Raw genomic sequence first — 14,394 nt, 5'->3', positions numbered from 1 at the left:
CGCCCCCTCGCTCTCAAGGAGCCCTCACCATGACCCGCGACACGTCCGGTACGCCCGCCGCCTTCGCCGCCGCGCTGCGCGCCCGCGAGCAGCTCGTCGGCTACTGGTCCGTCCTCGACTCCCCGGTCTCCACCGAGCGCGTGGCGCGCCTCGGCTACGACTACGTGGCGCTCGACGCGCAGCACGGTCTGATCGAGTACAAGGGCCTGCTCACCTCGCTGACCGCCATCGACACCAAGGGGTCCACCGCCGTCGGCCTGGTCCGGGTCGTGGCCAACGACCCGGCGCCGATCGGCCAGGCGCTCGACGCGGGCGCGGCCGGGGTGATCGTGCCGCTCGTCGACACCGCCCAGGACGCCGCCGACGCGGTGGCCGCCGTACGCTACCCGCCGCTCGGCCGGCGCTCGTACGGCCCGATGCGCTCGGCCCTGCGGATCGGCCCCAACCCGGCCGAGGCGCACGAGCAGACCGTCGTTCTCGCCATGATCGAGACGGCGCAGGGGCTGGCCAACGTCGAGGAGATCTGCGCCACGGAAGGGCTCGACGGCATCTATGTCGGCCCGTCCGACCTGCGGATCGCCATCGGCGGCGCCACCTCGACCGACCCGGCGGTGGCCGACCGGTTCGAGGCGGCGCTGGTCACCGTGCGGGAGGCCGCCGCGGCGGCCGGCATCGCCGCGGGCATCCACAACGCGGACGGGGCGAGCGCGGCCAGGCGGCTGGCCGAGGGGTTCACCTTCGCGACCGTCTCCAGCGATCTGACCCACCTCGAACAGATCGCCGGCCGTCACCTGGCCGACGCCCGCCCGGCCCGGGACGCCTGATGGCCGCCGGGACCGAGCAGGTGACCGCGCAGGGCCACGGGGAGGCGGACGCCGCGGACGGTGTGCTGCGTCCGTACCCCACCGAACCGGGGCGCGCCGAGGCCCGGCTGACCGCGCCCGCCGTGCAGAACCACGCCGCGAACCTGATGGTGCTGCCCGGCGGCGACCTCGGCTGCGTCTGGTTCGCCGGTACGCAGGAGGGCGTCGCCGACATCTCCGTCTGGTTCGCGCGGCTCGCCCCGGACGGCGCGGCGTGGTCCGAGCCGGTACGGCTCTCCGGTGACTCCGGCCGCTCCGAGCAGAACCCGGTCCTCTTCCCGGCGACCTCCGGCGACCTGTGGCTGCTGCACACCGCGCAGCGCGCGGGCCATCAGGACACCGCAGAGGTACGGCTGCGGGTGAGCCGGGACGCCGGGGCGACCTGGGGCGAGTCCCGGGTGCTGTTCCCGGCCACGGAGGAGGGCGGTGTCTTCGTACGCCAGCCGGTGACCGTACTGCCGTCGGGGCGCTGGCTGCTGCCGGTGTTCCGGTGCCTGACCACGCCGGGCGAGCGCTGGTCGGGCGGCCGGGACACCAGTTCCGTGATGGTCAGTGACGACGCCGGGGAGAGCTGGACGGAGCGGCCGGTGCCCGCCTCCACCGGGCTGGTGCACATGAACGTCCATCCGCTGCCGGACGGTTCGCTGGTCGCACTGTTCCGCAGCCGCCGGGCGGACGCCGTCCACCGCAGTGTGTCGGTGGACGACGGGGAGAGCTGGAGCGCGCCCGCGCCGGTGGCCGTGCCCAACAACAACTCGTCGATCCAGTTCGTGCCGCTGGGCGACGGCCGGCTCGCACTGGTCCACAACCACAGCAGCGCCGCCGACGCCACCGAACGCCGGGAGTCCCTCTACGACGAGATCGACGACGAAGGGGTGAGCGACGCGCCCCCGGCGGGCGGCGGTGCCGCGCCCCCGGCCGGCGCCCCCGACGGCGGCGGGGCCTTCTGGGGCGCTCCGCGCGCTCCGCTGACCCTGGCCGTGTCGTCGGACGGCGGGCTGACCTGGCCCGTACGGCACGACCTGGCCACCGGTGACGGCTACTGCCTGACCAACAACTCCCGGGACGGGCTCAACCGCGAACTGTCCTACCCGTCGGTCGCGCGGTCCGCGGACGGAACGCTGCATGTGGCGTTCACCCGGCACCGCCGCTCGATCCAGTACGTCAGGCTGGCGCCGGAGTGGACCGAGGCGCACCTGTCCGGCTGACGGAGGCGGACGTCGCCGGGCGGGTCCGGCCCCGCCCAGGGTCCGGCACCGCCCGGCGACGTCCGCCCTACGGGACAACCGTCCCTAGCCTCTGGTGCCCGGCAGCCGGACGACCGCTGTGCCACCGTCCAGATCCACCGTGGTCCGGTGCGGCGGGGCGCCGTCCTCCTCGTCGTCGCGGAGCAGCAGCGCCGACTGCCGCTCCTTCAACTCGCTCTGCTTGCCCGGCGAGAAGCTCGCGTGCAGTTGCTCGAAGCCGGTGGCCGAGATCTGCCCCTGCCGTGCTCCGTTGCGCCAGGGCAGCATCCCCATCCGCCCGGCGCGCAGCAGAAGTTGGTCGACGAAGGCCACCGCCGTCAGCGCGATGACCAGTCCGGGCAGCGTCATGAACACCACGGTCTGCATCGCCCCAGTATGGGCGAGGGCCCGGAGCCGCGGGAAGCACCGGACGGCGCTCCGAGGACGACGACCGCACGGGAACCGGACGGCTCCGTCCGGACGTTCACGGAACGACGTCACGCCGGACCGTCAGGGCCGGTGTGGCCGGTGTGGCCCTCGACCGGACAGGCGGTACCCATGAGCGAGTTGACGGCCGGCGGGAATCTGGCCCTGCCGGACGCGGAGCTGTCGATCCGGGTGCCGGGCCCCTTCGACCTGGCCGTGCTCATCACCGGGGAGAGCGGAAAGGTCGCGGGCGACGGCGACTTCGTCTTCTACAACCAGCCGTCCGCGCCGGGCGCCCGGTTGCTGCCGGACGGCGGGCTCAGCGTCGACCCGCGCGGACTGCGCGCGGGTGCGAGCCGGCTCACGGTGGTGGTGGGCGCCGCAGATCCGGGCACGCCGCTCGCCGCGCTGCCCGCCCCGGCGATGACCGTGACCGGACGGGGCCCCGGCGTCCTCGCCCGGTTCACGCCCGCGCGCCCGACGCACGAAACGGTGCTGCTGCTGGCGGAGATCTACCGGCGTGGCACCGGCTGGAAGCTGCGCGCGCTCGGGCAGGGGTACGCGGACGGCCTGGCCGGGATCGCCCGCGACTTCGGCGTGGACGTCGCGGAGGAACCGGCCGCGCCGGGTGCTTCCGGCGCCGGGGACGGGTTCGACGCGCTCGTCCGGGCCCGGCGGCAGGCGGCGGGGCTGCCGCCGCTCACCCTGGACGCCCGGCTCACGGCGGCGGCGCGGACCCACGCGGCGGCGATGGCCCGCCGGGGGCGGCTCGACGCGGAGGGCGCCGACGGGGTCTCGGTGTTCCAGCGTGTCACGGCGGGCGGCTACCGCTATCTGCGGATCGAACAGCACCTCGTCTCCGGGCCCCGGACCGATGCCGAGTTCGTGGAGTACTGCCTGGCCGACCGGGCCAGGAGCGCGCCGCTGTACGACGCGGACCTCACCGATGCGGCCCTCGGCCGTGCCACGGACGCGGGCTCCGGCGAGACGTACTGGACGGCGCTGTGGGCGCGGCCGTTCACCGCGCGGGGCCTGACGGCGACCGCCGCCGAGGTCCGCTCCCTCACCAACGCGGAACGCGCCGCGCACGGGCTCGGGCCGCTGGCCGACGACCCGTGTCTCACGACGGCCGCGCAGGCGTTCAGCACCGACATGGCGGCCCGCGCCTTCTACTCCCACACCTCACCGGAGGGCCTGCAGCCCTGGGACCGCGCCGCCGCGGCGGGGGCGCGGCACCGGGGCATCGCGGAGAACATCGCGTGCGGCCAGCGGAGCCCGCGCGAGGTGGTCCAGGGCTGGATGGACAGCCCCGGCCACCGGGCGAACATCCTCACCCCGGGCTACACCCACCTCGGGGTCGGCTTCGCGGACGGCGGCCCGGCCGGTACGTACTGGACCCAGCTCTTCGGCGGCTCCGGCTAGAGACCCCAGGCCTCGGTCCTGCGGATCGGTGAGGGGTCGCGTCCGCCGGGTGGCGGTCTACTCTGGATCGCGTCGGCCGCCCGCAGCGGGGACCCGCAGAAGGGACGACGTGATGGATCCTGACATCCGGACCAGGGCCGCCATCGAGGAACACTGGCGGGCATCGGAACGCGGGGACACCGAGGCCGAGCACGCCGTCTACGCCGCGGACGCGATCCTCGACTACCCCCAGTCGGGTGAACGGTTCCGGGGCCGCGCGGCGATCGCGGCGCAGCGTGGCGGGCACCCCGCCGACCGGCACTTCACGGTCCACCGGATCACCGGTGGCGGGGACCTGTGGGTGAGCGAATGTGTCATCACCTACGACGGGGTGCCGGCGTACTCGGTGAGCGTCATGGAATTCGCCCAGGGGCACGTGGTGCACGAGACGCAGTACTTCGCGGACGCGTTCGGCGCGCCCGCGTGGCGGACGGCGCTGGCGGAGCCGATGCCGGGCAGGACCATCGCCAGGGCCTGAGAACGGCGTGACGGGGTGACGAGGTGACGAGGTGACGAGCCCCTACTGAAGCGGGAGGTCGGTCCCGTGTTCGGCCGCGGGGCGAGGACCGTGGATACGCCGGTCGGCCTCGGTGATGGCGACGTCGTTGATGCTCGCCTCGCGGCGCCGCATGAGGCCGTGCTCGTCGAACTCCCACAGTTCGTTGCCGTAACTGCGCCACCACCGGCCTTCCCCGTCGTGCCACTCGTACTGGAAGCGGACGGCGATCCGGTTCCCGTCGAACGCCCAGAGGCTCTTGCGCAGCGCGTAGTCCTGTTCGCGCTCCCACTTCCGCGTCAGGAACGCGACGATCTCCTCGCGGCCGCTGACGAACGTGTCCCGGTTCCGCCAGACCGAGTCCGGCGTGTAGGCCAGTGCCACCCGGTGCGGATCACGGGTGTTCCACGCGTCCTCGGCGGCCTGGACCTTCCGCAGGGCGGTCTCCCGGGTGAACGGTGGGCAGGGCGGGCGCTCTTCCGGCACTGCGGCCTCCTCGCGTTGAGAACGTATATTCTCTACCGACAGGGAACAAGGTAGGGAACGATCGTTCTCGACGTCAAGGAGCCCCGGATGCCGGCCCCGATCACCGAGGAGCGGAACCGCCTCGACCGCGAGACACTGCTCGACGCGGCGGAGAGGCTCTTCTACGAGCGAGGCGTCCGGGCAGTGGGAATGGATGAGATCCGCGCTGCCTCCGGTCTGCCGCTGAAGCGGATCTACCGGTTCTTCGCGACGAAGGAGGATCTCGTCGTGGCGATGCTCCGACGCCGCGACCGCCGGTGGAGGGGCGACCTCGCCGCCCACGTGGAACAGGTCACGGATCCCCGCGAGCGCGTGCTCGCGGTCTTCGACTGGCTCGCCGAGTGGTTCGCGCAGCCCGGTTTCCGCGGCTGCGCCTGGGTCAACGCCTTCGGCGAGTTCGGCGCGTCGTCCGAGGCGGTGCTGGCCGAAGTCAGGGCGCACAAGCAGGCGTTCCACCGCCAGATCGCGACGTGGGTCCACGCCACCGGGGTCCCGGTGGCCGAGCCGGCCTTCCTGCTCGCCGAGGGGGCCATCGTGGCCGCCGCGATCAGCGGCGACCCGGCCCCGGCCCGCCATGCCCGCGCGGCCGTCGCGCAGCTGCTCGGGACAGCGTGACCCCCCGGCCACCGCGGAGCCGTCCCGGCGATCCGGACGACGGAAACCCAGAGACCCTAGCTCGCGGCGACCGCGCTCACCGTGAAGGTGTCGCCGCAGACCACGGGCCGGGAGGTGGCCAGGGTCATCGCGTCCTTCGAGTCCGGCGGGTATATCTGGAGCAGACTGGGCCGGGGCCAGCAGGACGAGCCCTTGATGCCCTTGTTCAGGGTGTGCAGCGTGATGTGCGCGGCGGCACCGGGCGCCAGGGTCACGGCGGGGAGCGTGCCGCCCTCGCGGGTGGCCGGCCGGCCGATGGGGGCGCCGTCGCCCGCGAGGAGCGACACGCCCGGGAAGCCCCGCAGCGTGCAGGAGCCCGGCCCCTTGTTGATGAGCCGCAGGTCGTAGTAGATCTGGCCCGCGCCGGGGTTCGGGGCGCTCAGGCTCAGGCCGAGGCGCGCCGCCGTGCAGCGCGACGCCGTGGTGACCGCCTGTCCCCCGTCGCCGGGCTCCCCCGGCGACGTCCCTGACGCGGACGACACGGGCGGGGCCGAGGCGGCCGGTGCGGAGGACGAGGGCGGCGCGCTCGACGTGCCGCTTCCTCCCGTGGTGTCCCCCGCCGTCCCGCTCCCCGCAGCCGTGCCGGCCGAGGTGGCCGCCGGGGCGGACGCCTCGGGACCGCTGGAGGCGCCCCCGCCGCTGCCGCAGGCGGCCGTGGCGAGGGCGAGCAGCGACACGCTCGCCGCCAGGGTGGCCGTGCGCCATGCCCCGCGCCGCCGCCCGGGAGGTGCCGCGCTCGCGCGCCGGGGCCGTCGAGGCCACCGCGGCACCGCCCCGGAGGTCTGGAAGTGATCGGACATGTGCTCCACCTGTCCTTTCGCATCGTGCGTATACCCGCCACAAACGCACCCATCGCACATATACCCGGAAGTCCAGGGAAATACGGCGCGTTCTCGCTCCGGGGCGGATGCGGGGCCCTGCCCGCACCGTGTGCCCCGGTCAGGCCGGGCGGAACCGCGGCAGGGGTGTGAGACTCGGGGGAGGAGGTGGTCGCCGATGGCGGGCGAAACCCCGGCGGCCGGTCCTGCGGCGACGCCCGGTCCCGCGCCGCTCGCCGGACCGGGCCCCGGTGAGCGGCTGCTCGAAGAACTCCTCGCGGAGGCCCACACCGCCGCCCCGATGGAGCTGCCCGCCCTGGTGAACCGGTGCGCCACCGCGATCGGCCTGGAACGGATCGTCATCTATCTCGTCGACATCCAGCAGCGCCACCTGGTGCCGCTCACCGACGGTCCGCCCGCCATCGAGGTGGACACCTCCGTCGCGGGCTCCGCCTACCGCTGGCTCGATCTGCGGATCGAGGAGTGCCGACAGGGCGGGCTCATGGCCTGGCTGCCGTTGGTCGACGGGGCGGAGCGGCTCGGCCTCCTCGGTATCCGTACGGACGCGCTCGACAGCGCCCGGCTGCGCCGCTGCCGCATGCTCGCCTCCGTACTCGCCATGGCGATCACTTCGAAACGCGCGTACAGCGACAGTTACGCGCGCCACGCCAGGACCGAAGTCATGGACCTGCCCGCGGAGATGCTGCGCGCCCTGCTGCCCCCGCGCACCATCGGCTGCGACCGCGCGGTCTCGACGGCGGTGCTGGAGCCCGCGTACCACATCGGCGGTGACGCCTTCGACCACGCGCTGACCCCGTCCACCCTGCATGCCGTGATCTTCGACGCCATGGGCCACAACCTGGCCTCGGGGCTGACCACCACCGTGGCGATGGCGGGGTGCCGCAACGCCCGCCGCGCGGGGGCCGAGCTGCCGCAGCTCGTCGACACCATCGACCAGGCGCTCGGGCGGTGGCTGCCCGAGCAGTACTGCACCGGTATCGTCACCCAACTCGACCTGGCGGAGGGCGTCTTCCGCTGGTGCAACTGCGGCCATCCGCCCCCGCTGCTCATCCGTGGCCGCCAGGTCCTGAAGGGGGCGCTGGAGCGGCCCGCCCAGCCGCCGATGGGGCTCCCCTCCCAGTTCGCCACCGCCCCGCGCGTGTCGTACGAGACCGTGCTCGAACCGGGCGACCGGGTGCTGCTCTACACGGACGGGGTGACGGAGGCCCGGATCGACGGCGGCGACCAGTTCGGGCTCGGGCGGTTCACCGACTCCATCATCCGGGGCGCCGACGCCGGGGAGCTGGCATCGGAGGCGCTGCGCCGGATCATCCACTCGATCCTGGACCGCCAGGGCAATCAGCTCCGCGACGACGCCACCCTGCTGCTGATCGAGTGGCGCCCACCGCGTTCGTGACGACGCCGTCGGGGCCGGCGGGGCCGACGACGCCCACGACGGCCCGGGGGTGCCGACGGCGCGGTGGCAGGAACAGCAGCAGCCCGAGCGTGATCCAGACATAGGTGTTGGCGCCGAGGAAGGCGTCCGGGCCGGTCGAGTCCCACCGCCACAGCCAGACGACACTGCTGCACAGCACCACATAGGTGCCGACGCACACGGCCCGCAGGGCGCGGCGCCCGCCGTCCGCACCGGAGACCGCCGCGTCCGCCAGGACGATCAGCGCGGGGATCAGCCAGACGAGGTGGTGCACCCAGGTCACCGGGGAGACCAGGCAGGCCGCGAGGCCGGTCAGGGCGAATCCGGCGCGGTCGTCGCCGTCCCGCACGGCCGCGCGGGCGCGGTACGCCCAGACGGCGAGCACCGCGAGGACGCACAGCGCCCAGAGCGCGCGGCTCGGGTGGTCGGGCTGGAGGCGGGCCAGGACGCCCTGGAGCGACTGGTTGGAGACATAGCCGAGCTCGCCGACGCGGTCGGTCCGCCACAGGGCGTCGGTCCAGAAGGCCCGGGAGGCGGCGGGGTCGACGAGGGCGGCGAGCAGGGTGGCGCCGCCCGCCGTGGCGGTCGCGGTCGCGGCCTGGCGCCGGCGGCCGGTGATCAGCAGGTAGCCGATGAAGAGTCCGGGCGTGAGCTTGACGGCGGTGGCCAGGCCGACGCAGACACCCGCGTATCGGCCGCGCCCGGTGGCGAGCAGCCGCGCGTCGGCGAGGACGAGCGCCACCAGCACGAGGTTGACCTGACCGAAGCTGAAGGTGTCACGGACGGGTTCGAACAGCGCGAAGAGGCAGCCGACGACGGTGAGCACGAACCACTCGTGGCCGCCCCTCCCCGCGAGCGCGCGCCGGACGACCGGGACGGCCAGCCAGTACAGCAGCAGCGCCGAGGCCACGGCGCTCAGCACGATGCTGATCGCGACCGCCACGGGCCACGGGACCAGGGCCATCGGCGCCATCGAGACCGCGGCGAACGGCGGATAGGTGAAGCCGTACCGGGTGCCGGGTTTGAGGTAGTCGTAGATCCGGCCGCCGTGGACCCAGTCGTCGACGGTGCCGTAGTAGACGGCGACGTCGAAGAAGTCCCGGTGCAGCGGTACGGTCGCGAGGAAGACGGCGGTGGCCACCACCAGGCAGCCCGCGGTGACCACCCGGCGGGCGGGGGTCGCGACGGCGCGGCGCGCGAGTCCTCCGCTCATGACGCGGTCCGGGTACGGGACGGCAGCGTCGCCGGGTCCGACATCTCGAACATCCACCACAGGGCGAGCAGGGCGAGCGCCCCGCCGCCCACCGCGAGCGTCAGCTGCATCCCGTCCGGCGGGGAGCCGCTGGGCAGCAGGGCCAGGGCGAGGACAGCGCTGCCGGCCGCGGCCCAGCGCCGGACCCTGCCGTCGGGCGCGGCGGCGGCGATCAGGAAGAGCCCCCACAGCGCGTACCAGGGGCGGAACGCCGGCCCGAGCACGAAGACCGCGAGCAGGCTCAGCGCCAGCGCGTACACCGGTCCGAGGCGGGCGCGGCGCAGCCACAGCACCGCGACGGCGACGGCGGTGGCCGCCAGTCCGCACCAGCGCCACACCGGTACGGCCAGGTCTCCGAGGCCGGTGCCCGCCGCGTCGAGCAGCGCCCCGCTGAGCCGGCCGAGACCGCTGGTGAGGGACCAGTTGCCGGGTGACACGGGGGTGGAGAGGGTGGCGAGCCAGCCGTATCCGGTACCGGTCACGGCCGTCACCAGCCCGGTGGTGGCCAGCGCGACGGCGCAGGTCAGCGCGGCTGCCCGGAGGCCACGGGCGCGGCCGGACACATGGCCGGACCACAGGGCGGCGACCGCGAGCAGCCCGAGCGCGGCGGGTGCCTTGACGAGGGCGGCGAGGGTGACGAGAACGGCCGCCCGCAGGGGCATACCCCCGAGCGCGGCGACCAGCCCCGCGCCGAGGAGCCCGAGCATCAGGGCGTCGTTGTGGGCTCCGGCGACCAGGTGCAGCAGAACGAGCGGGTTGAGCGCGCCGAGCCAGAGCGCGGCGGGGCGCGGGACCCCGCAGCGGTCGGCGAGCAGCGGCAGGAAGAGAGCCATCAGCACGACGCCGAGCAGCGCGACGAGCCGCATGCCGAGGACGTCGGCGGGGACGCCGGTGGGGGCGAGTCCGGCCGGGACGAGATCGGCGGCCCGGGCGGCGACGGCCAGGAAGACCGGTCCGTACGGCGCCGGGGTGTGCTGCCAGACGGGCGCGACCTCGGCGGCGAGCGGACCGCCCAGCAGCGCGGGCCCGTGGGTGTAGACGTCGAGCCGGGCGTCGACCATGGCCCCCTGCGCGAGATAGCTGTACACGTCGCGGCTAAACAGCGGCGGCCCGAGGAGCAGGGGCGCCGCCCAGACCGCGAGGGTGGTCAGCAGTTCCCGGGGCGCGGGCGGACGCGGGGAGCGCACCGCGCGGCCCAGCCACCACCAGGCCGCGATGAGCAGGACGAGCCCGAAATAGGCGCACAGCAGGCCCAGCGCGCCCCGGCCGGAGGTGGGCAACGGGGTGTCGCGGACCGGCAGGGCGCCCGCGGTCAGTCCGCCGGCGGTCAGCGCGACGGCTCCCACGAGCCCCACGATCCGGCACCGGTCCGGGTTCACATCGGCGTTCAGGGCGAGCATCCGTGGAGGCTCGCAGGAGGGGATGGCCGGCAGTTGACGCCGCCGTCACGCCCCGGTGGCAGCCGGCTGGCCACCACCTGAAGCCGTACACCCCCGCACCGGCCCCCGGAGCGCCGTAACACCGGGCTCCGGAACACCGGGCTCCGGAGCCGCACCCCGGCTCCGGAGCCGCGCCCCGCGCGCCCCGCCGTCAGTCGCGCGGCGGCAGCGTCCCGTCGCGCGTGAGCTTCGCGTACCAGTGCGCGCTGGACTTGGGGATGCGCCGCTGGGTGGCGTAGTCCACGTACACCGCGCCGAAGCGCTTGCTGTAGCCGTACCCCCACTCGAAGTTGTCGAGCAGCGACCAGAGGAAGTAGCCGCGGATGTCCGCGCCCGCCTCGATGGCCCGGTGGACCGCGGTGAGGTGGTCGTGGAGGTAGGCGATCCGTTCCGGGTCGCGGACCTCGCCCTCGGGGCCCGCGTAGTCGTCGAAGGCCGAGCCGTTCTCGGTGATCATCACGGGCAGCCCGGGGTGGTCGTCCCGTACCCGCAGGAGGAGTTCGTACAGCCCGCTCGGGTCGATGGTCCAGCCCATGGCGGTCCGGTCGCCCGGGGTCTGGTGGAAGGCGACGTGGTCGGCACCCGGCCAGGGGCTGTGCTCGCTCGCACCGTGCCCGTCGGCGCCGTGGACGGGCGGTCCGTCGTGGTGGGAGACGAGCGTGGGCGAGTAGTAGTTGACGCCCAGGAAGTCGAGCGGCCGGTGGATCAGCGCCGTGTCGCCGTCCCGGACGAACGACCAGTCGGTGACGGACGACGTGTCCTCGAAGACATCGGCGGGGTAGGCGCCGTGCAGCATCGGGCCGGTGAAGATCCGGTTGGCGGTGCCGTCGATCCGGCGGGCGGCGTCACGGTCGGCCGGGCTCCCGGTGAGCGGCCGTACGTGGTGGAGATTGAGGGTGACGGAGACCTGGGCGCCGGCCGGCAGCCGCTCGCGCAGCGCCTCGACGGCGAGGCCGTGGCCGAGGTTGAGGTGGTGCGCGGCGCGCAGCGCGGCGGCCGGGTCGGTACGGCCGGGGGCGTGGACCCCGGAGCCGTAGCCGAGGAACGCGCTGCACCAGGGCTCGTTGAGGGTGGTCCAGGTCTTCACCCGGTCGCCGAGCGCGTCGGCGACGAGGCCCGCGTACTCGGCGAAGCGGAACGCGGTGTCCCGCTCGGGCCAGCCGCCCGCGTCCTCCAGGTGCTGGGGCAGGTCCCAGTGGTAGAGCGTGACGACGGGCTCGATGCCCTTGGCGAGCAGCGCGTCGGTGAGCCGCCGGTAGAAGTCGAGCCCCTTCTGCGACGCGGGGCCGCTGCCGGTGGGTTGGACCCGCGGCCAGGAGACGGAGAAGCGGTACGCGCCGACCCCGAGGGCGGACATGATCTCGATGTCCTCGGGCCAGCGGTGGTAGTGGTCGGTGGCGATGTCCCCGGTGTCGCCGTTGCGTACCCTGCCCGGCGTGCGGGAGTAGACGTCCCAGATGGAGGGGGTACGGCCGTCCTCGTGGACGGCGCCTTCGATCTGGTAGGCGGCGGTCGCGGTTCCCCAGAGGAAGTCGGGCGGGAAGCTCAGGGGTGCCGCAGGGTCCAGGGCTCGCCCGGTGAGAGGTGCTGAGGTGGCCACAAGGGTCCTTCCGCAGAGATCGAACGGTGTGGTGCGTCGGATGGCTGAAGGGGGGAGGTGATGGCGCGCCGGCTCTTCACAGCGCGTCACTTGGCAGCGCGTCAGACCTTGACGGCGCGTCAGCCCTTGACGGCGCCCTGCATGATGCCGCTGACGATCTGGCGGCCGAAGACGACGAACATCGCCAGCAGCGGGAGGGTGCCGAGCAGCGCGCCGGCCATGATCACCGACTGGTCGCGGACGTAGCCCGCGCTGAGCTGGGTGAGGGCGACCGGCACGGTCGGGTTGGTCATGTCCAGCGCGATGAAGGGCCAGAAGAAGTCGTTCCAGGCGTGCACGAAAGTGATCATGAACAGGACGGCCATCGGGGGGCGGGCGATCGGCAGGACGATGGACCAGAAGATCCGCAGCGAGTGCGCGCCGTCGAGGCGCCCCGCCTCGATGAGTTCGTCGGGCAGGGCTTCCTTCAGGTACTGGCGCATGAAGAACACCCCGACGGCGCTGACCAGGGTCGGGAAGATGACGGACGGGAGCTGCTGCCCCCAGCCGAGGTCGGCCATCATCATGAACAGCGGTACGACGCCGAGCTGCGGTGGCACCATCATCGTGCCGATGACCAGCATCAGCAGGATGTTGCGGCCCTTGAAGCGGAGCTTGGCGAAGGCGAAGCCGGCCAGGGTGGCGAAGAAGACGGTCGAGAGGGCGATCACCCCGGCGACGATCAGGCTGTTGACCATCGCCCGGCCCATCGCGGCGTCCGTCCACGCCGTCCCGAGGTTCTTGAAGAGGTTGGGGCCCGGCAGGAACGGCGGCGGGGTCTGGGAGACCCGGGTGTTGTCCGTCGACGCGGCCACCATCGTCCAGTACAGCGGGAAGAGGGAGACCAGCGCGGCGAATCCGAGCAGGATGTACGCGAGGGGTCCCGCGTGGTGCTGGCGCCCGGCGCCCGGCCGCAGGATCCGGCCGAACCGGCGCCGGACGGGGGCCTCCGGAGAGGCGGTCCGGTCGCGTACGCCCGCCCGGACCTGTGCGATGTCGGTGGTCATGGGGGTGCTGGCTCCCTGGTCAGGACTTACGGGACGTGACGCGGGCGATGACGCGCTGGAGGACGAAGACGAGGATGAGGATGAGGAACATCGCCCAGGCGATGGCCGACGCCCGCCCCATCTGGTAGTTCTTCCAGCCCTCTTCGTAGAGCAGCAGGCCCAGCGTCTGGTACTGGTTGTCGGCGCCGCCGCTGATGCCGTTGGGCCCCTGCCCGAAGATCAGCGGCTCACCGAAGAGCTGGGTCGCGCCGATCGTGGAGAGCACGATGGTGAAGATGATCGTCGCGCTGATGCCCGGGATGGTGACCGTACGGAACTGCTGCCAGCGCGAGGCGCCGTCGATCGCGGCGGCCTCGTACAGGTCCTTCGGAATGGCCTGCATGGAGGCGAGGTAGAGCAGGGCGTTGTAGCCGGTCCAGCGCCAGATCACGATGGTGGAGATGGCGAGCTGCGCGGGCCATTTCTGGGCCTCCCAGTCGACGTTGTCGATGCCGAGCAGCCCGAGCCCCCAGTTGATCATCCCGAAGTCGCGCTCGAAGAGCATGGTGAAGACGAGCGCGGCGGCGCCGATGGACGTCGCGTACGGGGTCAGGACGGCGACCCGGAAGAACGCCGAGCCGCGGAGGTGGTAGTTGAGCAGATGCGCGAGTCCGAGGGCCATCAGCAGCTGCGGGACGGTGGAAATGACCCCGATGGTGAAGGTGTTGGTCAGCGCGTTCCAGAACCGGTCGTCCTCCAGCAGCTCCGTGAAGTTGGCGAGCCCCCGCCACTCCATGGTGTCCATCGAGGAGAGTTCGACGCGGTGCAGGGAGATCCAGAAGGTATACAGCAGCGGGTAGAGCCCGAAGGCGCCGAAGATCAGGAAGAACGGGGCGATGAAGCCGTACGGCACCGCCTTGAGGTCCAGGCGGTGCAGGAGGTTGCGCCGCGTCTGCCGGGGCGCCTCCCCGCCTGCGCCGCCCTTCGTCGGGGGACCGGCTGACGCGGGGTGCGGCTGCCCGCCCGTGGGGGCTGCCGGGGTGGAGGTGGCCACGCGGGCTTCCTTCCGTGGAGTGATCGGTGGGGCGGGCCCGGTCCGGCGGCGGTGGTGACGGGCACACACCGGCCGCCGGGCGGGCCACAGGGTCGGACGGGGTCCGCGGTCGCCGCCCCG

General features: G+C 73.4%; 14 protein-coding genes. 6 read left to right on the top strand and 8 right to left on the bottom strand.

The genetic code is table 11. From position 1 onward, the window contains the following. The first annotated feature begins 29 nt into the window (after positions 1–29). The gene (locus ACFXKG_RS34495) at positions 30–824 is read left to right on the top strand and encodes an HpcH/HpaI aldolase/citrate lyase family protein (RefSeq protein WP_384847351.1); all 795 of its coding nucleotides are present in this window, start codon (positions 30–32) and stop codon (positions 822–824) included. After that, positions 824–2,071, top strand: coding sequence for an exo-alpha-sialidase (locus ACFXKG_RS34490; protein WP_384847349.1), 1,248 nt, complete (start codon positions 824–826; stop codon positions 2,069–2,071). The genes ACFXKG_RS34495 and ACFXKG_RS34490 overlap by 1 nt, the downstream gene beginning before the upstream one ends. Positions 2,072–2,155: 84 nt before the next feature. On the opposite strand, the gene ACFXKG_RS34485 is transcribed toward ACFXKG_RS34490, so the two are convergent. After that, positions 2,156–2,476 carry a DUF6191 domain-containing protein gene (locus ACFXKG_RS34485; RefSeq protein ID WP_384847347.1) on the bottom strand — a complete coding sequence of 107 codons (321 nt, stop codon included), beginning with the start codon at positions 2,474–2,476 and terminating at the stop codon, positions 2,156–2,158. A gap of 171 nt (positions 2,477–2,647) precedes the next feature. Here ACFXKG_RS34485 and ACFXKG_RS34480 point away from each other — a divergent pair, with 171 nt between their 5' ends. Together ACFXKG_RS34480 and ACFXKG_RS34475 are read left to right on the top strand one after the other, a co-directional pair. Then, positions 2,648–3,937 (top strand): CAP domain-containing protein, encoded by a 1,290-nt coding sequence (locus tag ACFXKG_RS34480; RefSeq protein WP_384847345.1) that lies wholly within the window; start codon positions 2,648–2,650, stop codon positions 3,935–3,937. A gap of 112 nt (positions 3,938–4,049) precedes the next feature. Continuing rightward, entirely contained in the window at positions 4,050–4,454 is a 405-nt protein-coding gene (locus ACFXKG_RS34475) for a nuclear transport factor 2 family protein (RefSeq protein ID WP_384847343.1), read from the top strand. A gap of 42 nt (positions 4,455–4,496) precedes the next feature. Here the strand turns inward: ACFXKG_RS34475 and ACFXKG_RS34470 are convergent, their stop codons facing one another. Further along, the gene (locus ACFXKG_RS34470) at positions 4,497–4,958 is read right to left on the bottom strand and encodes a nuclear transport factor 2 family protein (protein ID WP_384847341.1); all 462 of its coding nucleotides are present in this window, start codon (positions 4,956–4,958) and stop codon (positions 4,497–4,499) included. Positions 4,959–5,045: 87 nt separating this feature from the next. On the opposite strand from ACFXKG_RS34470, the gene ACFXKG_RS34465 reads away from it, so the two are divergent. After that, positions 5,046–5,612, top strand: coding sequence for a TetR/AcrR family transcriptional regulator (locus tag ACFXKG_RS34465; protein WP_384847339.1), 567 nt, complete (start codon positions 5,046–5,048; stop codon positions 5,610–5,612). Positions 5,613–5,668: 56 nt separating this feature from the next. Here ACFXKG_RS34465 and ACFXKG_RS34460 read toward each other — a convergent pair whose 3' ends face one another. Further along, positions 5,669–6,451 (bottom strand): DUF4232 domain-containing protein, encoded by a 783-nt coding sequence (locus ACFXKG_RS34460; protein WP_384847337.1) that lies wholly within the window; start codon positions 6,449–6,451, stop codon positions 5,669–5,671. Between the two features lie 196 nt (positions 6,452–6,647). Between ACFXKG_RS34460 and ACFXKG_RS34455 the strand changes: the two genes are divergently transcribed. Then, entirely contained in the window at positions 6,648–7,886 is a 1,239-nt protein-coding gene (locus ACFXKG_RS34455; RefSeq protein ID WP_384847335.1) for a PP2C family protein-serine/threonine phosphatase, read from the top strand. Here the strand turns inward: ACFXKG_RS34455 and ACFXKG_RS34450 are convergent. The 5 genes from ACFXKG_RS34450 to ACFXKG_RS34430 all read right to left on the bottom strand — a co-directional run bounded on the left by ACFXKG_RS34450 (position 7,798) and on the right by ACFXKG_RS34430 (position 14,274). Continuing rightward, positions 7,798–9,117 carry a glycosyltransferase 87 family protein gene (locus ACFXKG_RS34450; protein WP_384847333.1) on the bottom strand — a complete coding sequence of 440 codons (1,320 nt, stop codon included), beginning with the start codon at positions 9,115–9,117 and terminating at the stop codon, positions 7,798–7,800. The two genes, ACFXKG_RS34455 and ACFXKG_RS34450, sit on opposite strands and share 89 nt — an antisense overlap. Continuing rightward, a complete protein-coding gene (gene mptB, locus ACFXKG_RS34445; RefSeq protein WP_384847331.1) occupies positions 9,114–10,556 on the bottom strand; it encodes a polyprenol phosphomannose-dependent alpha 1,6 mannosyltransferase MptB in 1,443 nt (480 codons plus the stop codon). Before mptB ends, ACFXKG_RS34450 begins: the two co-directional genes overlap by 4 nt. Positions 10,557–10,746: 190 nt before the next feature. Further along, complete coding sequence (locus ACFXKG_RS34440; RefSeq protein ID WP_384847329.1) at positions 10,747–12,195, bottom strand: GH1 family beta-glucosidase; 1,449 nt, start codon at positions 12,193–12,195, stop codon at positions 10,747–10,749. Between the two features lie 119 nt (positions 12,196–12,314). Further along, a complete protein-coding gene (locus ACFXKG_RS34435; protein ID WP_384847327.1) occupies positions 12,315–13,241 on the bottom strand; it encodes a carbohydrate ABC transporter permease in 927 nt (308 codons plus the stop codon). Between the two features lie 19 nt (positions 13,242–13,260). Then, a complete protein-coding gene (locus tag ACFXKG_RS34430; RefSeq protein WP_384847325.1) occupies positions 13,261–14,274 on the bottom strand; it encodes a carbohydrate ABC transporter permease in 1,014 nt (337 codons plus the stop codon). Positions 14,275–14,394: the final 120 nt, after the last annotated feature.

Source organism: Streptomyces sp. NPDC059255, from assembly GCF_042752355.1.
Lineage (GTDB): Bacteria > Actinomycetota > Actinomycetes > Streptomycetales > Streptomycetaceae > Streptomyces.
Note: the sequence above shows the minus strand (reverse complement) of the source record. Positions and strands in the feature narration are given on the sequence as shown.